We start from the raw sequence: 17,900 nt of genomic DNA, 5'->3' as shown, positions 1-17,900 counted from the left end.
ACTGTGCCGCGACGGATCGTCCCCGGGCGTTCACACCGCGTTGCGCGCGGGCGGTTACCTTCGCTGCGTCAGCGTTCCCCCCGGCAGAAAGGCGCCCCCCGTGTCCCGCTTCGCCGCCCGCCCCGCCCTCGCCCTGCTCGGCACGACCCTGCTGGCCCTGACCCCCGTCGTCGCCGCACCCGCCGCGTCCGCGGCCACCGCGCCCGAACGCGTGATCCTCTCGCCCACGGCCGACCCCGCCACCTCCCAGACCCTCGCCTGGCGCTCGGACGGCTCCGGCTCGCCGGTCGTGCAGATCGCCCCCGCCGCCGACCCCGGCCGGGTCACCACCGTCGAGGGCGCCGACACCGGTTCGGCCAACGGCACCTTCCACGCCGCCACCGCCACCGGCCTGACCCCCGACACCGCCTACCGTTACCGCGTCGGCGACGGCACCGACTTCAGCCCCTGGCGCACCTTCACCACCGCGGCCTCCGGCGCCGAGCCCTTCACCTTCCTGTACTTCGGCGACGTCCAGAACGGCATCTCCACCGGCGGCGCCACCGTGGTGCGGGCCGCCCTGGCCGCCGAGCCCGAAGCCGAACTGGTCGTGCACTCCGGCGACCTCGTCGACTCGCCCAACAGCGAGTCGCAGTGGACCGAGTGGTTCGACGCCTTCGGCCCCGAGGCCACCGGCACCGTCAACCACCTCGCCGCCCCCGGCAACCACGAGTACTCGCTGTTCTCCCTGAGCCGGTACTGGAACCCGCAGTTCCCGGGCGCGGGCAACGGGCCCGCCGGCGGGCGCCACCTGCCCCAGACCGTCTACCACACCGACTACCAGGGCGTGCGCTTCGTCGTCCTCAACTCCAACTACCGCAACGCGGCGCCGCTGAGCACCGACTCCTGGCTGGACACCCAGCAGCGCTGGCTGGAGGAGGCCCTGTCCACCAACCCCCACCCCTGGACGGTGGTCACCTTCCACCACCCGGTCTTCTCCAACAGTCCCAGCCGCGACAACGGCCCCCTGCGCGACTCCTGGCTCGACACCCTGGAGGAGCACGACGTGGACCTGGTCCTCCAGGGCCACGACCACTCCTACGGCCGGGGCAACCTGACCGCGAACCGCACCGACGACGCCGACGTGCAGACCGGACCGGTCTACACCGTCGCGGTGACCGGCACCAAGATGTACGACGCCTCCGCCTCCAACTGGACCGACAACGGCGCCGAGGTGCGCGTGCAGCTGGCCGACACCTCCACCTTCCAGGCGGTGGAGGTGGACGGCGCCCGCCTGCGCTACACCGCACGCACCGCCGACGGCGCGGTCGTGGACTCCTTCACGATCGACAAGAGCGACGGCAAGCGCGTGACCGACACGCTCTGAGCCCAGGCGTGGCGCCCCGCCCCCCGGGGCGCCACGCCTGACGAAGGCCCCCTCGCTCCGATGCCGCCAAGCGTCAGGGGTGAGGGCACGCCGTGGCGGGGAGCGGCGCCGGTGCAGGGGCACCCGCCCTTCGGGGCGGCCCTCAGTCGCCGAAACCGGTCAGCGCACCGCGGCCGTCGAACCTGGCCACCGAGGCCCAGGCGATCTCCCAGCGGTTGCCCTCGGGGTCCGCGACGTACGCGGACCGCCCTCCCCAGGGGCGCTCCACCGGTTCGGCCACGACGGTGGCACCGGCACGCACCGCGGCCGCGAAGGCGCTGTCCACCTGTTCGGGGCCGTCCACGTTGCAGGCGAGCGTGATCCCCGACCAACCCGCGGGGCCGGGGGCGCCGTCCGCCGCCTCGGCTGCCAGCTCCTCCACGGGGTACAGGGCCAGCAGGACGCCGCCGAGCAGGAAAGCCGCCCAGCCGTCACCGCTGGCCGGGACCTCCTCCCAGCCCAGGGCCTGGTAGAACCGGCGGAGCTCGGACACGTCCTGGGCTCCCAGGGTCACCACGGTCAAACGCGCGGGCAGGTCAGACATGCCTGGAGGCTACGCGGTCGGGGTCAGGGGAAGGAAGGACCGGGAGGCCGGAAGTGCCAGTCGGCGGCCTCGGCCCGAAGCGCTCCCGGTAGGCGGAGGGGCTGACCCCGGTGTGGGCGCGCACACTCGCGCGCAGGTTGGCGGTGCTGCCCAGACCGCTGGCGCGGGCGACGGTCTCCATCCCCATCCCGCTCGGCGCGCAGCCAGGCCAGCGGGGTCGTGCCCAGCTCGGCCCGGAAGCGGCGGTGCAGGGTCGCGGCGCTGACCGACGCCCGGGCGGACAGGTCGGCGACGGTGAGCGGGGAGTCCAGGCGATCCCGCGCCCAGTCCAGGAGCGGGGACAGGGAGGTGTCGGCCGCCTCGGGGACGGGCCTGGGCACGAACTGGCGCTGTCCGCCCCCGCGGTGGGCGGTGAACACCAGCCGTCTGCTGACGATGTTGGCGACCTCCTCCCCGTGGTCGCGGCGGATCAGGTGCAGTCCCAGGTCCAGGGCGGCGGCGCTGCCCGCCGCGGTGAGCACCCGGCCCTCGTCCACGAACAGCACGTCCCGCTCCAGCCGGACGCGGGGGTAGGTCCGGGCGAACAGCTCCTCGAACCGCCAGTGCGTGGCGGCCCGGCGGCCGTCCAGGACCCCGGCCGCCGCCAGGGTGAACGCGCCGCTGCAAAAACTCACCAGACGGGCGCCGCGCCGGTCCGCCGCGCGTACGGCCTCCACCACCTCCGGGGCGGGCGGCACCTCGGGATCGGGGCGGTTGGGCACGATGACGGTGTCGGCCTCCGCGGCCGCCTCCAGTCCGGCCAGGCCACCGAGAGTGAACATGCCCCGGTGCACACGTACCTCGGGCACGGCCGCGCACACCGTCAGTTCGTACCAGAGGCGGTCGATCTCGGGGCGGCGCAGCCCGAACAGCTCGGTGGCCACGCTCATCTCGAAGGGGTTGGAGCCCTCGTCCACGACGAGGGCCACGCGGTGCGAGGATTCTTGCGACATGTGCGATTCCTAGCACTTCCCGGGGTACCGCGCCACGGCCAGGATGGCCCTCATGAGCGAACAGCCGATCAACCTGCACGACGCGCTGGCCTCCTTCGAGCAGCTGTGGAGCCCGCGCATCGTCACCCGGGTCAACGACTACGACGTGCGCGTGGCCAAGGTCCGGGGCGAGTACGTGTGGCACGCCCACGACGACACCGACGAGTTCTTCCTGCTGCTGGACGGGGACCTGCGCATCCGGCTGCGTGAGCACGCCAGGGGAGCCGAGCGGGTGGTCACGCTGGAAAGGGGGTCGGTGTTCGTGGTGCCACGCGGGACCGAGCACCGGCCCGAGTCCGACAAAGGGGCCTCCATCCTCCTGTTCGAGCCGACGGGAACCCTGACGGTGGGGGACCGGCACGAGGAGGTACCCGACCACGTGGACGCCACCACCGGGCATGCCCTGGACGCGGGGTGACGTGAGGGGTCGGCCCCGTCTTCCTGCGCTGACCCGACCCGGGCTCCCTTCGGGACGGAGCGCGGACCCGCTTCGAAGGGGTGCGTACCGCGGTCGCTCCCTCGACTCAGGAACCGTCCCGCAGTTCGGTCAGGCGCTCGCGGGTGAAGCGGATGTCGTCGAAGGTGACGGCGCAGCCGTCTCCGGTCGGGGACTGGGCCTCGAACCCGATCCGGGCGGACGCGGCGCCGTCACCGACGGCGAAGAACCGGATCATCCGCCAGACCGCGCCGTCCAGGGAGGCGTGGTAGGCGAAGCTCCGGCCGATCCGCGAGACACGCAGCCACACCGTCCGGCCGTCGACGGTGAAGCCGTTGGCGTCGTCCGAGACTCCCCGGGTGACCACGGAGACGACCATGGGTTCGCGGTCGGGGGAGTACTCGAAGCAGAGCTTGCCCCAGTGGCGGTCGTCGACCCACAGGAGCAGCACCCCGGCGTCGAAGGCCGACGCGAAGCCGACGGTGACACGCGCGCTGAACCGGAAGTCGCCCTCCGGGGGGACGCCGAGCAGGGTCTGGGCGTTGAGCGTGGTCGCGGCGTCGTCCCGGGGGTCCGTGTCCGGGGCGATGAAGAGGTCGCTGCGGGCGGTCGCGGCGGCCGTCACCGCGCCGGCCTCCTCGTCGACCGCCCATGCTTCTTCGGACGACGGGGAGAGGGCGAAGGGCAGCCCCGGTACGTTCCAGGCGAGGGTCATGCTGCTTCCTCCGGTGTCGTGGTGCCAGGGGTGGGCGGCCTCGGGCCCCGCCGGGCGGCGGGGCGGGGCGGGCCGGGGTCTTTCGACGGCTGTCGCGGGGGAGCGGACCACGTAAGCCTAGAAGGGGCCGGGCGCGAGGGCGCACGCGACACCACCAACCGGCCCGCCCTGAGGGGGAATCCGGGTCCGTGGGACCCGCCGGGCCCACAGAGCGATGCCTACGCCCCGCCGCCGGTGAGCGCTCCGCGCACCATCGCCTCCGCGAGGACGCGGACCCGCTCCCGGTCGAGCAGGTCGGCGGGGAGGGTGACCAGGTTGAACAGCGTGCCGGAGTAGAGGCTGATGAGGACGGAGACCGCGGCCTCGGGCACGCCCGTGCCCATCTCGTCGTGCAGCCCGGCGGTGTCGGCGAGCGCGGTGGCGCCCAGCCGGGCCAGGACGGCGGCCAGCGCGGGACGGCGCCGGGCCTCCAGTTGCAGCTCGAAGACCGCCAGGTAGCGCTCGCGCAGCTCGGTCGCCGCGGTCCACAGCGAGTCGGCGAGGATCTCGGCCAGGTCGTGCGCGCTGGTCGTCCTGCGTGGCGCCGGTTCCGTCCTGTCCGCCGTGCCCTTCGCCGGGTCGGCGGCGGTGGCGGAGGCCATGTCCGCGAAGTGGAGTTCGAGGACGCGTTCGGCGGCCGCGACGAGCAGGGCCTCGCGGTTGCGGGCGTAGTTCGTGGCGGTCCCGGCCGGGACCCCGGCGCGGGTCTCGACGGCGCGGTGGGTCAGCCCGTGCGCCCCCTCCTCGGCGAGCAGGGCGATGGCCGCGTCCGCCAGGGCACGGCGTCGTCGCAGGTTGGCGGGAGGCATGGGGGTCAGTATAGGACGGCGACGCCTACCACTACCATCGTATTGAATGGCGGTCGGCCCCCTGCCGAACGCCCGACCGCGAGGGAGTGGACGACGATGAGGGAACCGGTGGCGACGGTGGTCGGCGGCGGCATCGCGGGGCTCGCGTCGGCGGTGGCGCTGGCCCGGCGGGGCTGGCGGACCACCGTGCTGGAACGCCGATCCGGCGAGGCCGAGGTCGGCGCCGGGGTCGCGATGCTCGGCAACGGCGTCGCCGCACTGCACGCGCTCGGATTCGACGACGAGCGCGTCGCGCGGATCGGGTACGAGACCACCGCGACGGGCTTCCGGGACACCCGGGGCCGCGGCCTCCTGCTCATCCCCGACGACCGCCCCGACGTGCGCCCGGTGGTCACGCTGCTGGGCCTGCACCGGCAGCGGCTGCACGCCGCCCTCCGCCGGGCAGCGGAGGAGGCCGGGGTGGAGGTGGCCACGGAGGCGCGGGTCACCGGTGTGCGCCCCGGAACGCCCGGCGGGGCGCGCGCGGAGGTGGAGTGGCGCGGAGGGGACACCGACCACCGCACGGAGGCCGACCTCGTGGTCGGCGCCGACGGGGTGTGGAGCGCGGTACGCGCCGCGCTCTTTCCCGGTGTGCGTCCCCGCTACAGCGGGAGCACGAGCTGGCGCGCCGTCGTTTCCGACACCGCCCGCGACGGACGCCTCACCGAGTACTGGGGGCCGGACGGGGAGTTCGGGTCGGTGCGGGTCAGCGCGTCGGAACTGTACTGGTACGGCTACGTCCGCGCCCCGGAGGGAGCGGTCGTCGGCGACGAGCACGCGGTGGCGCGCGCCCGGTTCGCCCGCTGGGCCCCCGAGATCGGCGAACTCATCGCTGACACCGCCCCCGACCAGCTCATGCGCCACGACGTCTACCACCTGCCGGGCGGGCTGCCGAGCTACGTCCACGGTCGGGTCGTGATGGTCGGCGACGCCGCGCACGCCGCGCTGCCCACGATGGGACAGGGCGCGGCCACCGCCCTGGAGGACGGCGCCAGCCTCGGACGTCTGGTCGGCGGCTGGGCGGCGCACGGCGACGACCTGGGACGGGCCCTGGCGGAGTTCGACGCGGTCCGGCGCCCGCGATGCCGCACGATGGCCGCGCAGGCCGTCCTCATGGCGCGGTTCGGGGCGGACCTGGGCGGCGGGTGGCGCCAGACGGTGCGCAACTCCGCGCTCCGCCTGCTCCCCGGCGGTGTCGTCGTGCGGATGGGCTCCTCGGTGGCGCAGTGGACGCCCCCGCCGGTCCCCGGTCCGGCTCCGACCCGTTCCTAGCCCGCCGCTGACAGCGGCATCACCTTCTGGAGCCGTGTCAGCCGTCGTCGGCAGGCTGGTCAGGCGTTGCCGACCACGGTTCAGGGGCGGGTCTTGGACAGGTCCTGGACGATGGTCCTCTCGGGGACGAAGCGGATGAGCCGCGTATCGTCGTCGAAGTCCTTGAAGTCGGCGGGCCAGGTGGACTCGTCGTCGCCGAGGTAGCGACGGAGTTTGCGTCTGGAGCGTTCCTCGTCGTAGGGCACGACCTCGGCCTTGCCCCGCATGATGACCTGAAGGAACTCCAGTCTCTCCAGGTCACAGGTGTCCACGACCAGCGCGACCCGGGGGTCCTTGGCCAGGAACCGCGACATCCGCGAGTAGGCGCCGGTGATCCACCAGACCGCCCCCTCCTCCCACAGGAACCACACCGGACGCACCGTGGGCGCGCCGGAGGAGTCGGAGGCGGCCACCCTGGCGACCAGGGGCCGGGCGAGGAAGGCGTCGACGTCGAAGGGGTGCTCGTGCTGGCTGAAGGTGCTGGGGGTTTCGCTCACATCTTCAGACTAGGCGGCCCGGAACGGTTCACCGGGGCGTGCGTATCGAGGATGATCTTGCTCCCAGAGGCACTGTCGACGGTCCACAGTGGCACCAGTAGCAAGATCACCGGGGAAGAGAGTCCCCGGCGCCACACCGGCAACATGTGCGGCCAGCCCACTAGGCAGCCCTGGACGGCGGGGAAAGGAGTTCTTTTGGGCTGTGGACGACCCGTCGCGGGGGTGTGCGGTGGCGGGCCGGACGGAACTGCGGCCCGCCACCGGAAGGGCGAGGGAGCGCCCTCAGGCCTTGGGGGACTGGGCGGCCATGAGGCAGGTGAAGGCTGCCCACTCACCAGCACCGACAGGCAGGAAGCCCAACTCGGGGTGCTTGGAGTCGCGGATGGCTGCACCGGTGGGCAGTTCGGCGACCTCGACGCAGTTGTCTCCGCCTGTGGAGTAGGAGGACTTGCGGAACTCCAGCAACATGTTCAGGCTCGCTTGTCGTGTTCGGCGGCGATGGAACCGATGAGGTCGAGCGACCTCTGGGGGTCCAGCGCCAGGTTCTGGACGGCGTCGAAGATCAGCGCGTGCTGATCGAAGTAGTCCGCGTCCTCAACGTACAGCGCCTCCACCACGGTGGGAATGGAGACTATGCCCGGTTCGGGCCTGGGGAAGTCGAACAGGGTGAAGGCACCGTCAATGGCGGGGTGCGCCCCTGTGAGTCGGCGGCACCACCGCGCACGGTGGTGCCGCCCGTTCGCACGGTCGCACACGGCCGGTTCGAACCGCCGCAACCGCGTTCGTCCCCGGCGGATCCGACTCCGATTCCGAATCGGAATCAGGGGTGAGGAGCCTGCCGCAGCTTGGTCAGCTCCTCCTCGTCGAAGTCCTCGGCGAAGCTCGGGACGGTCGAGGCGGTTCCGACCTCGGGCGAGGCCAGTTCGGGGTCGTCGTTCTGGAGGGCGAACGCGGGAGCCCAGCGGGCCGCGTGGTCCAGGGCGTCCACCACGGAGTGGAGGTACAGGTGCTGTCCGAGGCCGCCGTGGGCGATGTGCATGAAGAAGCTCGTGCCGTCGGCGCCGCTGAACAGCTGGGCGTAGGAGGACGAGCAGGGACCGCCGTACTCGGCGAACGGACGTCGGTTGAACCCGGCGCGGGCGACACAGTCCGTCCAGTCCTCCTCGACGGTCTGGGTGGCGCACGCTTCTTCGACGGGGTCGGGTCCCGGCACCCACGCGCCGTCCCGGTAGTGCAGTGCGGTGGTGGTCATGGGGGCCATGCTCGCAGGTGGGCCCGGATCGCGGGAGGAGTTCACCGGATTGGCCGGAGCCGGACGACACCCCGGCCCGAAGAACCTGGTGTGCACCGATCCGCCCCGCCCCTCATACCGGGAACAGGTGGGGCCCGACCGGTCGACGCACCCCCCCGGTAGCGTGCGGAGGATGACCTCCCACGTGACCACCCGTACGGTCCGGTTCTCCGACGCGGACGGGCTCGTACCGCTCTACGCGGCGCTGTCGCATCCCTCGACGGCGACGCAGGTGCGCAGCCGTCTTGAACGGCTGGCTGGCGACCCCACCTACGGGTTCTGGGTCGGCGAGGCCGCCTCGGGAGAGCTGCTGGGTTTCGCCGCCGGGCACCTGCTGTTTCCGGTGGAGGACGATGCCCCGGCCGGGCAGCTCATCGCGCTGGTCACCGCCGAGGACGCGCGGGGGCGGGGTGTGGGCACGGCACTGTGCGCCGTGTTCGAGGCCTGGGCCGTGGAGCGGGGCGCGACCCGAACCATGCTGAACTCCTCGACCAGACGGACCGAGGCCCACGCCTTCTACATGCGGCGCGGCTACACCGCCTCGGGCGTGCGGTTCTCGAAGCCCATGTAACGCAGATCGACCGGGTGCGGCAGGGCCTCGGTCGGTGGTGCCGCGTGTTCGCGCGCACCCGAAAACCCGGTGACGGCGGGGGAGCGGTCGTCCACAATGGCCCGATGGTCGACCGACACTTCTCCCAGCCGGACCTGGCCGCGCTCTACGACTACTTCAACTTCTGGCGGTGCTCACCCCAGGACGACTTCTACCTCGACCTGGTCATGGACGCCCGCTCCGTCCTGGACGTGGGCTGCGGGACGGGCAAGCTCCAGCGGGTGGCGCGCGAGCGCGGCCACACCGGGCGCCTGGTCGGTCTCGACCCGGCCGACGCGATGCTGGAGGTCGGGCGGCGCGACCGCGACGACATCGAGTGGACCCTCGGTGACCCGGTCTACGGCCCCTACGACGGGGAGGCGGGCGGTCCCTACGAGGACGAGTTCGACCTGGTCGTCATGACCGGTCACGCCTTCCAGGTGTTCCTCACCGACGACGAGGTGCGGGAGTTCCTGGCCGCCGTGCGCCGCGCCCTGACCGGGGAGGGCCGGTTCGTGTTCGAGACACGCAATCCGGCCGCGCGTGGTTGGGAGGCGTGGACCCCCGAGCGAATGCGCACCGTGGACGGTCCCGGAGGGCGCAGAGCCACCTGTGTCCACCGGCTGGAGAGTGTGGAGGGCGACCTGGTCACCTTCACCTCCGACTACGGCGTCGAGGGCTGGGAGCGGACCGAGAGCAGCCGCAGCACGCTGCGGTTCCTGGACGCCGACGCCCTGAACGGCTTCCTCGCCGAGGCCGGGCTGGAGGTGAGCGCGCAGTACGGCTACTGGGACCGCAGCCCGCTCACCGAGGCCAGCGCGGAGATCATCACCTTCGCCCGACCGTGCTGACCGGCGTCCGTACCGCGGACCCGTGCCGAGAACTTCTGCCGCGAAGCTGTCACACCCGTGCGCCGGGCGGGGTCGAGGAGGTGACAAGCCCGAAGGCACCCGGCCGGGCAGGCCGGTGCCCTCCCGACGAGGAGCATCGCTGATGTCCACCGCCCACATCGTCCTCACCCTGATCGGCGCCGCCCTGGCGGCCTTCTCCGCCGGATCGGTCTTCCTGCGCGCCCCGTGGGTGGTGCAGCCCCTGACCGAGTACGGCGTCCCCCGTTCCTGGTGGCCCTGGCTCGGCGCGGCCAAGGCCGCGGGGGCGGCGGGCCTGCTGGCGGGCCTGTTCGTCCCGGTCGTCGGCGTGCTGGCGGGGATCGGCCTGGTCCTGTACTTCACCGGGGCCGTCGTCACGGTGGTCCGGGCGCGCTCCTACGCGCACATCCCCTTCCCGCTGGTGTACGCGGCGCCGGTGGCCGCCTCCCTGGTGGTGCTCTGACCCCGGCCGCGCCGGTCGCCCCCTCCACCCTCCGGGGACGGATCGACCGGCGTGCTCACCCGCGCGGGCCGAGGCTGGCCTGGAGTCCGTCCAGCAGCGCGTTGAGCCCGAACCGGAAGGTCTCCCACGCCTCCTGCTCCAGGTAGGGCTCGTCCTGGTTCTCGTTGCTGAACGCCCCCTGCTCCGACAGCAGAGTCAGCACGGGGAAGCGCTGGTCGAAGTCCGGGGCGACCCGCTCCAGCTGCGCGGAGCGCTCGTACCACCACGCGTCCTCGGCCACGCCCGTGACCTCCGGGGCGCGGCGCGACTCCGAGGCGATCTGCACGGGTCCGCGCACGAGGGTGAACAGGTTGCCGTAGGCGCTGCGGATCTGCGTGGCGCCCAGTCCGGCGCGGTGCAGTACCGCGGCCAGCGACTCGAACAATCGGTACTCGTTGGGGCCCAGCACCGGGCGGGCCTGGGAGACCTCCAGGGTCCAGGGGTGGCTCAGGTAGAAGTCCCACAGCCGGGCGGCCCAGGATGTCGTAGCCGTGCGCCAGTCTGGTTCGGCGTCGGCCTCGGCGGCGTCGGCCAGTTCCGCGAAGACGTGGTCGTACATCAGCTCCACGAGTTCGTTCTTGCTGGCCACGTACGTGTACAGCGACATGGCGGTACGCCCCAAGCGCTGGCCCACCGCGCGCATGGACAGCGCCTGCATCCCCTCGGCGTCGGCGAGGGCGATGGCGGTCTCCACCACCAGGTCCACGCTGAGCTCGGGCTTGGGGCCGGGTGCCGTCCGGGCGCTGTCCCCGCCGCGCGAGCGCCACAGCAGCTCCATGGTGCGACGGACGTCACCCTGCCCGGCGTAGACCACCACTTGCATCTCCTTACGCTATAAACTAACGTTCTCCAGCCATCAGCTTACGCCATAAGGACTCCTGAGGAGCAGTGTGTCTTCCCACCCCACCGCAGCGGACACCCACGACACCATCCAGGTCCGAGGAGCCCGGGAGAACAACCTCGCCGACGTCTCGGTGGACATCCCCAAGCGGAGACTGAGCGTCTTCACCGGCCTGTCCGGCTCGGGCAAGTCCTCCCTGGTCTTCGGAACCATCGCCGCCGAGTCCCAGCGCCTGATCAACGAAACGTACACAACCTTCGTGCAGTCGTTCATGCCCAGCCTGGGGCGGCCCGACGTGGACAGCCTGCGCAACCTCAGCGCGGCGATCATCGTCGACCAGGAGCGGATGGGCGCCAACTCCCGCTCCACCGTCGGCACGGCCACCGACGCCGCCGCCATGCTGCGGATCGTCTTCAGCCGGGTCGGCACCCCGCGTCTGGAGCCCTCCAGCGCCTTCAGCTTCAACAACTCCGAGGGCATGTGCGGTGAGTGCGAGGGCCTGGGGCGCACCAACCAGATCGACGTGGACGAACTCGTCGACCGCGACCTGTCCCTGAACGACGGCGCGATCACCGTCCCCGGTTACGGGGTGGGCAGCTGGTACTGGCAGGTGTTCGTCAACTCGGGCCTGCTGGACGCCGACAAGAAGGTCGCCGACTACACCGACCAGGAGTGGCACACCCTGCTGCACCTGCCCGTCACCAAGGTCAAGGTGGGCACCAACTCCTTCTCCTACGAGGGGCTGGTCCCCAAGATCAGGCGCACCTACCTGGCCAAGGACCGCGAGAAGATGCAGACGGCCGTACGCGCCTTCGCCGACCGCGCGGTGACCTTCTCCACCTGCCCCGAATGCGGTGGCGCCCGCCTCAACGCCCGGGCCCGGGCGGTCAGGGTCGCCGGGCGCACCATCACCGAGTGCTCGGCCATGCAGGTCGACGAGCTGGCCGGGTTCGTGCGCTCCCTGGACGAGCCCTCGGTCAAGCCCCTGCTGGACAACCTCGGTCACACCCTGGAGTCCCTGGTGCAGGTGGGGCTGGGCTACCTGAGCCTGGACCGGGAGTCGGGCACGCTCTCGGGCGGGGAGGCGCAGCGGGTCAAGATGGTGCGCCACCTGGGCTCCAGCCTCAGCGACGTGACCTACGTCTTCGACGAGCCGACCGTGGGCCTGCACCCGCACGACATCGAGCGGATGAACAACCTGCTGCTGAGCCTGCGCGACAAGGGCAACACGGTGCTGGTGGTCGAGCACAAGCCCGAGACGATCGCCATCGCCGACCACGTCGTGGACCTGGGGCCCGGCGCCGGGCCCTCGGGCGGGCGCGTCACCTACACCGGGGACGTGGCCGGACTGCGGGCCTCGGGCACGCTCACCGGTGAGCACCTGGACCACCGGGCCACCCTGCGCGAGCGGGTGCGCGCGCCCCGGGGACACATCTCCATCACCGGCGCGAACTCGCACAACCTCAAGGACGTCAGCGTGGACATCCCGACCGGGGTGCTCACGGTGGTCACCGGCGTGGCGGGTTCGGGCAAGAGCTCGCTCATCCACGGCGCCCTGCCCGGACGCGAGGGCGTGGTGGTGGTCGACCAGTCGGCGATCAAGGGTTCGCGGCGCTCCAACCCGGCCACCTACACCGGGCTGCTGGACCCGATCCGCACCGCCTTCGCCCGTGCCAACGACGTCAAGGCGTCGTTGTTCAGCGCCAACTCCGAGGGCGCCTGCCCCGAGTGCAAGGGCGCCGGGGTCATCTACACCGACCTGGCGATGATGGCCGGGGTCTCCTCGCCCTGCGAGCACTGCGAGGGCAAGCGCTTCCGGGCCGAGGTGCTCACGCACAAGCTGCGCGGCAAGGACATCAGCGAGGTGCTGGCGATGTCGGTGGTGGAGGCGCGGGAGTTCTTCCCCGGCGGCAACGCCCGCACCATCCTGGACCGGCTGCACGACGTGGGCCTGGGCTACCTGGGGCTGGGCCAGCCGCTGACCACCCTGTCCGGCGGTGAGCGCCAGCGCCTGAAGCTGGCGATCAACATGGCCCGCGACGGGGCGGTGTACGTGATGGACGAGCCGACCACCGGCCTGCACCTGGCCGACGTGGACCGGCTGCTGGCGCTGCTGGACCGGTTGGTGGACGACGGCAACACGGTGGTGGTGATCGAGCACCACCAGGCGGTGATGGCGCACGCCGACCACGTCATCGACCTGGGGCCGGGTGCCGGGCACGACGGCGGCCGGGTCGTGTTCGAGGGCAGCCCCGCCCAGCTGGTGGCGGAGGGCGACACCCTCACCGCCCGCCACCTGCGGGCCTACCTGGGGCACTGACCGATGTGCCCCAGGAGGGCCTGAGCGTCGACGGGCACGCGCGCGGGTGCCGTCGCGTGCGGCGGGGCGGCCGCGCGCCGTCCCAGCGCCCGTCCCGGCACGAAACTGTGCCGGGACGGGCGTACCGTGCCCTCCGTCCCGGCGACCGGACACGGAGGTCCCCTGCGGGACGGACGGCCCCAGGCCCTAGGCTGAGCCGGTGAGCGAACCGATCATCATGGCCCGTGACGTGGACGTGGAACTGGGCGGCGTCCCGGTCCTGCGCGGAGTCGACCTCACGGTCGCGCCCGGGGAGGTGGTCGCGGTGCTCGGCGCCAACGGCGTCGGCAAGACCACCCTGCTGCGCTGCCTCGCGGGGCTCCAGCGGACCGCGGGCGACGTCAGCGTTCTGGGCCGCCCGCCCGTGGACGAACCGGAGTTCTGGCGCGAGGTCGCCCTGGTCGGCGACGAGCCCACCTGGTACCCGGGACTGACCGTGCGGGAGCACCTGGAGCTGATGCGCGCCGTGCACGGTCCCGGACGGCTGGAGACGGCGGCGGCCGTGGAGCTGTTCGAGCTGTCCGGCTGCGCGGACCGGGCCCCGTCCTCGCTGTCGACCGGGCAGCGCCAGCGGCTGTCCCTGGCCATGGCGCTGCTGCGGCCGAGCCGGTTGCTTCTGCTGGACGAGCCCGAACGCGGGCTCGACGCCGCCTTCCGGGGACGGCTCGCGGGGCTGCTCGCCGGGTACGCCGCGGACGGCGGCACGGTGGTGATGGTGACGCACGACCCGCGGTTCGCCGAGGACGCCCGCCACGTCGCCCTGGAGGCCGCCGCGTGAACGGGGCGGCCCAGGCGGGAGCGACTCGGGTGGGGGCGGCACAGGTCCGGGCGTTCGTGCGGGCGCGGAACCGTCGACACCGCAGCTGGTCCGACCGCTACGTCATCCTGCTGGCCCTGGGGCTGCTGGTGGTGACGGTGTCCCCGGTGATCGGCCGCGCGGTCTCCGCCATGCCCAGCGAGGTCGACCCGGCGCGGGCGGGTGCGGGCCTGGCACTGGTCGCGCTGCTGCTGGCGGCCTCCCTGACACTCGCGCGCACGGCCGGGCCGGTGGCGGTGTCGGCGGCGGACGCGGCGTGGCTGGTGCTCTCGCCGCTGCCGCGCCGCGGCGTACTGGCCCCCGCACTGTTGGCCCTGGCCCTGGTGTGCTCCGCTGTCGGCGCGGTTCTCGGCCTGGCGCTGCTGAGTGCGCTCGGCGCCCCCGACGCGCTGGCGCTCCGGCTGTTGGCGGCCGTGGTGCTGGGTGTGACGTGGACGCTGGGAGGGACGGCGACGGCCGTGCTGGCGCAGGCGGCACAGCCCTGGGACGATCGGTTGGTCGCGTTGCTCGTCGCCCTCGTGGTCGCGGCGGCCGCCGTGGCGGTGATGGGTGCGGGCCCGGGGCGGGGGGTGCTCGTGGGCATCGCGTCGGCTCCCGTGTCGGCGTGGGTCGCGGCGGCGTCCGCGTCGGCCGCGGTGGCCGCCGCTCTGGCGTGGCGGGCCTGGCGAGCCCTGGCGCGCATCCCGGCCCGCGCGGTCCTGGAGGCCTCGTCCCGGGCGGAACTCGCGGCGGGCGCGCTCCTCGTCATGGACCCGGGTTCGCTGTCCTGGATCGCCGAGGACGCGCACTGGCGCTCACGCGTGCTGCGCTCGCGCGCGTGGCCGTCGCGGCTGCGCGGGGCGGCCGCGGTGGCCTGGCTGGACTGGCGGCGGCTGGCGCGACGGCCGGGGCTCCTGGCGCTGGTGGCGGCGGCGACCGTCCTGCCCGTGCTGGCCGCGCGGGCGGGAACCGGGGCGGCGGGGGCGCTGGTCGTGCTCGCCGTGGGCGCGTTGGCGGTCGCCGCGACGGGCACCGCGGGGGCGCGCCGGGACGCCGGGGACGCGGCGCTGGCACGGTTGCTGGGCACCGGTCCGCGCGCGCTCATGGCGGCACGGGCGGTGCTGCCCGCCCTGCTCGGCGGCCTGTGGCTGACCCTCGCGCTGGCCGGGCTGGGCCTCGCGGGCTTCGGAGAACTCTTGTGGCCGCTGGGGTTGCTGTGCGCTCCGGCGCTGGCGGCGGGGGCTCTGCGGCTGGCGCGGCGTCGCCCCGTCGAGCACACGATGCCCGTCGTGGACACGCCCCTGGGCCCGGTGCCGCTGGGGCCGGTGGTGTGGGCGCTGACCGGCGCCGACGTCGCCGTGCTCGGATGCCTGCCCGCGCTGTTGGCGTTCGCCACCGGGGTGACCGGGCCGCTGCTCACGGCGCAGGGGGTGTGGGGCGCGGCGGTGCTGGCGGCCTACTGCGCGGCGCCGAGGCGCGGGTAGGGACGCGCACCGGAGAAGAACGGGCGCGTTCCTGCCGACGCGCGGCCCCAGACGCGGGGAAGACGCGGGTCCGGGGCGCGGGCGGCCTGGTCGCCGTTCTGAGGGGCGCGTGGGAACGCGGGTCCGGGGCGCCCGCCCGCGGGCGGGGGACGCAGCCGGGCTGCAGGAACCGGGGCACGGCCGTTCCTCTCACGGGCGACCTCTCAGGGTTCCTCCCTGTCCGCCTCGGCGGGGGCCGCCGCACCGGCCGACAGCAGTCTTCGCGCCAGCACGTGACAGCGCCTCGCCAGTTCCGGCGGGTCGAGCACCTCGAAGTCGTGTCCCAGCAGGAGCACGTGCATGAGCACGAAGTCGAGGTCGTGGGCGCCGCTGAGCACCTCGCAGCGCACTCTGCCCCGCCCCCGCACGACCGCCGCCGACGCGGGGATCTGCGTACGTACCGTCTCGGCCGACGCGTGCACGAGGAAGCGCGCCTGGCGCGGGTAGACCCGGCTGGCCACGCCCTCCTGCACGTACGCCGCCGCGTCGGGGGCCGCGCGGGGGTGGAAGCGCCAGGTCCGTGCGACCACACCGCTCATCCGGTCGACGCGGAAGCTGCGCCAGTCGTCGCGGTCCAGGTCGAAGGCGAGCAGGTACCAACGCCGTTCGGAGGCGACCAGGCGGTGGGGCTCGACCCGCCGCCGTCGCACCCCGCTCCTGGACGGGTAGTCGAAACCGGCCTCGACCTCGTCGCGGCAGGCCCTGGCCAGCGTCATGAGCACCTCGGGGTCGACCGGCGTGCGGCCCGAGCCGAAGGACTCCACCGAGCCGGAGAGCGCACGCACCTCGTCACGCAACCGGGTGGGCAGCACGCGGTCGAGCTTGGTCAGCGCCCGCAGCGCGGCGTCGCCCGTGCCGCCGTCCACCCCGTCCGCACCGCCCGCTCCGGCGAGCAGCGAGACCACGGTGGCGATCGCCTCCTCGTCGTCCAGGAGCAGCGGCGGCAGGTCCTTACCCGGACCGAGCTGGTAGCCGCCGCCGACCCCCTGACTGGCGTGCACCGGATAGCCGAGCGCGCGCAGCCGGTCGACGTCGCGCCGTACCGTGCGCGGCGTGACCCCGAGCCGGTCGGCGAGTTCGGGGCCGGTCCAGACCCGGCGCCGCTGCAACAGCCCGAGCAACGTGAGTACCCGTTCCGTCGTACCGCGTTCGTCGCCGCCTGCCGTGTCCATGCGTTCCACCCTGTCAGAGATAGCGGACCGATCCTGTCCGCCAGAGGTGCCAGGGTTGCCCCATGAGCACAGCAGAACCCGACTGGAACCAGACCCTGCGCGAGCAGTGGGAGTTCCACTGGAACCACCACATCCGGCCCCGCTTCGAGGGCCTCACCGACGACGAGTACTTCTGGTCGCCGGTACCGGACTCCCGCTCCTGGAACGTGCGGCCGCGCGGCAGCGCGACGGCGCCCGTGCAGGGCGGCTCGGGGGACTTCACGATCGACTTCGCCTTCCCGGAGCCTGACCCCGCGCCCTTCACCACGATCGCCTGGCGGCTCGGCCACGTCATCGTCGGCGTGCTCGCCATGCGCAACGCGTCGCACTTCGGCGCACCGGCGGCCTCGTACGAGACGTGGGAGTACGCGGGCAGCGCGGCCGCCGCGCTCGACCAGCTCGAAGCCCAGGTCGACGTCTGGCTGGCCGGGGTGCGGGGCCTGGACGCGGCCGCGCTGCGGACCCCGGTCGGCGACAAGGAGCCCTACCCCGAGGCGCCCATGGCGGACCTGGTGCTGCACATCCACCGCGAGCTGATCCATCATCTGTCCGAGGTCTGCCTGCTGCGCGACCTCTACCTGCACACGGCGGCAGCCGCGAACGGAGCGAACCGATGAGCCTCGACGTCCAGATCACCTTCGATGCGCACGACCCCCGAGCACTGTCCTCCTTCTGGCGCGACGTGCTGGGTTACGTCCACCCCGGGCCGCCCGGCGTCGAGCTGCCCGAGGGCGCCGATCCGCTGGCCGCGTGGGACGCCTTCCTGGAGCAGGTGGGCGTACCGGAGGACCAGCGCAACACGAGGTCGGCCATCGAGGACCCCGAGGGGCGCGGCCCTCGGCTGTTCTTCCAACAGGTACCGGAGGACAAGGTCACCAAGAACCGCCTCCACCTCGACGTCCGCGCGGCCCCCGGGCTGCTGGGGGAGGAGCGGATGGCGGCGCTGGAGGCCGAGTGCGCGCGGCTTCTGGCGCTGGGGGCGTCCCGGGTGCGCCGCCACGAGCCCGAGCCGCCGATGGAGACCGGCTTCATCGTGATGGCCGACCCCGAGGGCAACGAGTTCTGCCTGGACTGAGGCCCTCCGGTCGTGGTC

At 73.1% G+C, this 17,900-nt stretch carries 20 protein-coding genes and 1 pseudogene; 11 read left to right on the top strand and 10 right to left on the bottom strand.

The window, feature by feature from the left end; all coding sequences use genetic code 11:
• Positions 1 to 100 precede the first annotated feature (100 nt).
• On the top strand, positions 101 to 1,366 hold the full coding sequence (locus FYW99_RS09020) for a purple acid phosphatase family protein (protein WP_150251557.1): 1,266 nt from the start codon (positions 101 to 103) through the stop codon (positions 1,364 to 1,366).
• Between the two features lie 142 nt (positions 1,367 to 1,508).
• Here FYW99_RS09020 and FYW99_RS09015 read toward each other — a convergent pair whose 3' ends face one another.
• A complete protein-coding gene (locus FYW99_RS09015) occupies positions 1,509 to 1,949 on the bottom strand; it encodes a VOC family protein (protein WP_150251556.1) in 441 nt (146 codons plus the stop codon).
• A pseudogene (locus FYW99_RS09010) lies at positions 1,942 to 2,917 on the bottom strand (AraC family transcriptional regulator). Before FYW99_RS09010 ends, FYW99_RS09015 begins: the two are co-directional and overlap by 8 nt.
• 76 nt (positions 2,918 to 2,993) lie before the next feature.
• On the opposite strand from FYW99_RS09010, the gene FYW99_RS09005 reads away from it, so the two are divergent.
• Positions 2,994 to 3,398 (top strand): cupin domain-containing protein, encoded by a 405-nt coding sequence (locus tag FYW99_RS09005; RefSeq protein ID WP_150251555.1) that lies wholly within the window; start codon positions 2,994 to 2,996, stop codon positions 3,396 to 3,398.
• 106 nt (positions 3,399 to 3,504) lie between these two features.
• On the opposite strand, the gene FYW99_RS09000 is transcribed toward FYW99_RS09005, so the two are convergent.
• Both FYW99_RS09000 and FYW99_RS08995 read right to left on the bottom strand, forming a co-directional pair.
• A complete protein-coding gene (locus FYW99_RS09000) occupies positions 3,505 to 4,131 on the bottom strand; it encodes a DUF1349 domain-containing protein (RefSeq protein ID WP_150251554.1) in 627 nt (208 codons plus the stop codon).
• A gap of 218 nt (positions 4,132 to 4,349) precedes the next feature.
• Positions 4,350 to 4,979: a TetR/AcrR family transcriptional regulator gene (locus FYW99_RS08995; RefSeq protein ID WP_150251553.1), complete on the bottom strand. Its 630-nt coding sequence runs from the start codon at positions 4,977 to 4,979 to the stop codon at positions 4,350 to 4,352.
• 96 nt (positions 4,980 to 5,075) lie between these two features.
• On the opposite strand from FYW99_RS08995, the gene FYW99_RS08990 reads away from it, so the two are divergent.
• Positions 5,076 to 6,290 (top strand): FAD-dependent oxidoreductase, encoded by a 1,215-nt coding sequence (locus tag FYW99_RS08990; protein WP_150251552.1) that lies wholly within the window; start codon positions 5,076 to 5,078, stop codon positions 6,288 to 6,290.
• Between the two features lie 80 nt (positions 6,291 to 6,370).
• Here the strand turns inward: FYW99_RS08990 and FYW99_RS08985 are convergent, their stop codons facing one another.
• From FYW99_RS08985 to FYW99_RS08970, 4 genes are all read right to left on the bottom strand, one after another.
• Positions 6,371 to 6,826, bottom strand: a complete 456-nt coding sequence (locus FYW99_RS08985; protein ID WP_150251551.1) for a pyridoxamine 5'-phosphate oxidase family protein — start codon at positions 6,824 to 6,826, stop codon at positions 6,371 to 6,373.
• A 282-nt stretch (positions 6,827 to 7,108) separates the two neighbouring features.
• Positions 7,109 to 7,294 (bottom strand): DUF397 domain-containing protein, encoded by a 186-nt coding sequence (locus FYW99_RS08980; RefSeq protein ID WP_150251550.1) that lies wholly within the window; start codon positions 7,292 to 7,294, stop codon positions 7,109 to 7,111.
• Between the two features lie 2 nt (positions 7,295 to 7,296).
• Entirely contained in the window at positions 7,297 to 7,581 is a 285-nt protein-coding gene (locus tag FYW99_RS08975) for a Scr1 family TA system antitoxin-like transcriptional regulator (protein WP_223838877.1), read from the bottom strand.
• 65 nt (positions 7,582 to 7,646) lie between these two features.
• Positions 7,647 to 8,078 (bottom strand): hypothetical protein, encoded by a 432-nt coding sequence (locus FYW99_RS08970; protein ID WP_150251549.1) that lies wholly within the window; start codon positions 8,076 to 8,078, stop codon positions 7,647 to 7,649.
• 172 nt (positions 8,079 to 8,250) lie between these two features.
• Between FYW99_RS08970 and FYW99_RS08965 the strand changes: the two genes are divergently transcribed.
• The 3 genes from FYW99_RS08965 (at position 8,251) to FYW99_RS08955 (ending at position 10,038) form a co-directional block, all read left to right on the top strand.
• A complete protein-coding gene (locus FYW99_RS08965; RefSeq protein WP_150251548.1) occupies positions 8,251 to 8,688 on the top strand; it encodes a GNAT family N-acetyltransferase in 438 nt (145 codons plus the stop codon).
• Between the two features lie 104 nt (positions 8,689 to 8,792).
• Positions 8,793 to 9,557, top strand: a complete 765-nt coding sequence (locus FYW99_RS08960; RefSeq protein ID WP_150251547.1) for a class I SAM-dependent methyltransferase — start codon at positions 8,793 to 8,795, stop codon at positions 9,555 to 9,557.
• Positions 9,558 to 9,699: 142 nt separating this feature from the next.
• Positions 9,700 to 10,038, top strand: coding sequence for a DoxX family protein (locus tag FYW99_RS08955; protein WP_150251546.1), 339 nt, complete (start codon positions 9,700 to 9,702; stop codon positions 10,036 to 10,038).
• 55 nt (positions 10,039 to 10,093) lie between these two features.
• On the opposite strand, the gene FYW99_RS08950 is transcribed toward FYW99_RS08955, so the two are convergent.
• Positions 10,094 to 10,894, bottom strand: coding sequence for a TetR/AcrR family transcriptional regulator (locus tag FYW99_RS08950; protein ID WP_150251699.1), 801 nt, complete (start codon positions 10,892 to 10,894; stop codon positions 10,094 to 10,096).
• Between the two features lie 73 nt (positions 10,895 to 10,967).
• Between FYW99_RS08950 and FYW99_RS08945 the strand changes: the two genes are divergently transcribed.
• The 3 genes from FYW99_RS08945 to FYW99_RS08935 all read left to right on the top strand — a co-directional run bounded on the left by FYW99_RS08945 (position 10,968) and on the right by FYW99_RS08935 (position 15,557).
• A complete protein-coding gene (locus FYW99_RS08945; RefSeq protein WP_150251545.1) occupies positions 10,968 to 13,238 on the top strand; it encodes an ATP-binding cassette domain-containing protein in 2,271 nt (756 codons plus the stop codon).
• Between the two features lie 199 nt (positions 13,239 to 13,437).
• The gene (locus FYW99_RS08940; protein WP_150251544.1) at positions 13,438 to 14,055 is read left to right on the top strand and encodes an ABC transporter ATP-binding protein; all 618 of its coding nucleotides are present in this window, start codon (positions 13,438 to 13,440) and stop codon (positions 14,053 to 14,055) included.
• 56 nt (positions 14,056 to 14,111) lie between these two features.
• Positions 14,112 to 15,557: a DUF6297 family protein gene (locus FYW99_RS08935; protein WP_150251543.1), complete on the top strand. Its 1,446-nt coding sequence runs from the start codon at positions 14,112 to 14,114 to the stop codon at positions 15,555 to 15,557.
• A 203-nt stretch (positions 15,558 to 15,760) separates the two neighbouring features.
• Here FYW99_RS08935 and FYW99_RS08930 read toward each other — a convergent pair whose 3' ends face one another.
• Entirely contained in the window at positions 15,761 to 16,768 is a 1,008-nt protein-coding gene (locus tag FYW99_RS08930; RefSeq protein WP_150251542.1) for a helix-turn-helix transcriptional regulator, read from the bottom strand.
• Positions 16,769 to 16,830: 62 nt separating this feature from the next.
• On the opposite strand from FYW99_RS08930, the gene FYW99_RS08925 reads away from it, so the two are divergent.
• Both FYW99_RS08925 and FYW99_RS08920 read left to right on the top strand, forming a co-directional pair.
• The gene (locus tag FYW99_RS08925) at positions 16,831 to 17,424 is read left to right on the top strand and encodes a DinB family protein (protein ID WP_150251541.1); all 594 of its coding nucleotides are present in this window, start codon (positions 16,831 to 16,833) and stop codon (positions 17,422 to 17,424) included.
• Complete coding sequence (locus FYW99_RS08920; protein ID WP_150251540.1) at positions 17,421 to 17,882, top strand: VOC family protein; 462 nt, start codon at positions 17,421 to 17,423, stop codon at positions 17,880 to 17,882. The genes FYW99_RS08925 and FYW99_RS08920 overlap by 4 nt, the downstream gene beginning before the upstream one ends.
• The last annotated feature ends 18 nt before the right edge of the window (positions 17,883 to 17,900 follow it).

This window comes from Nocardiopsis deserti (genome assembly GCF_008638355.1).
Lineage (GTDB): Bacteria > Actinomycetota > Actinomycetes > Streptosporangiales > Streptosporangiaceae > Nocardiopsis > Nocardiopsis alborubida.
Note: the sequence above shows the minus strand (reverse complement) of the source record. Positions and strands in the feature narration are given on the sequence as shown.

Bases quoted from the DNA above. Each gene is read 5' to 3' on its own strand.
- FYW99_RS09000 (WP_150251554.1), bottom strand. From the start codon at position 4,131: ATGACCCTCGCCTGGAACGTACCGGGGCTGCCCTTCGCCCTCTCCCCG.
- FYW99_RS08980 (WP_150251550.1), bottom strand. From the start codon at position 7,294: ATGTTGCTGGAGTTCCGCAAGTCCTCCTACTCCACAGGCGGAGACAAC.
- FYW99_RS08970 (WP_150251549.1), bottom strand. From the start codon at position 8,078: ATGACCACCACCGCACTGCACTACCGGGACGGCGCGTGGGTGCCGGGA.
- FYW99_RS09005 (WP_150251555.1), top strand. From the start codon at position 2,994: ATGAGCGAACAGCCGATCAACCTGCACGACGCGCTGGCCTCCTTCGAG.
- FYW99_RS08920 (WP_150251540.1), top strand. From the start codon at position 17,421: ATGAGCCTCGACGTCCAGATCACCTTCGATGCGCACGACCCCCGAGCA.
- FYW99_RS08990 (WP_150251552.1), top strand. From the start codon at position 5,076: ATGAGGGAACCGGTGGCGACGGTGGTCGGCGGCGGCATCGCGGGGCTC.
- FYW99_RS08930 (WP_150251542.1), bottom strand. From the start codon at position 16,768: ATGGACACGGCAGGCGGCGACGAACGCGGTACGACGGAACGGGTACTC.
- FYW99_RS08955 (WP_150251546.1), top strand. From the start codon at position 9,700: ATGTCCACCGCCCACATCGTCCTCACCCTGATCGGCGCCGCCCTGGCG.
- FYW99_RS09015 (WP_150251556.1), bottom strand. From the start codon at position 1,949: ATGTCTGACCTGCCCGCGCGTTTGACCGTGGTGACCCTGGGAGCCCAG.
- FYW99_RS08925 (WP_150251541.1), top strand. From the start codon at position 16,831: ATGAGCACAGCAGAACCCGACTGGAACCAGACCCTGCGCGAGCAGTGG.
- FYW99_RS08965 (WP_150251548.1), top strand. From the start codon at position 8,251: ATGACCTCCCACGTGACCACCCGTACGGTCCGGTTCTCCGACGCGGAC.
- FYW99_RS08960 (WP_150251547.1), top strand. From the start codon at position 8,793: ATGGTCGACCGACACTTCTCCCAGCCGGACCTGGCCGCGCTCTACGAC.
- FYW99_RS08995 (WP_150251553.1), bottom strand. From the start codon at position 4,979: ATGCCTCCCGCCAACCTGCGACGACGCCGTGCCCTGGCGGACGCGGCC.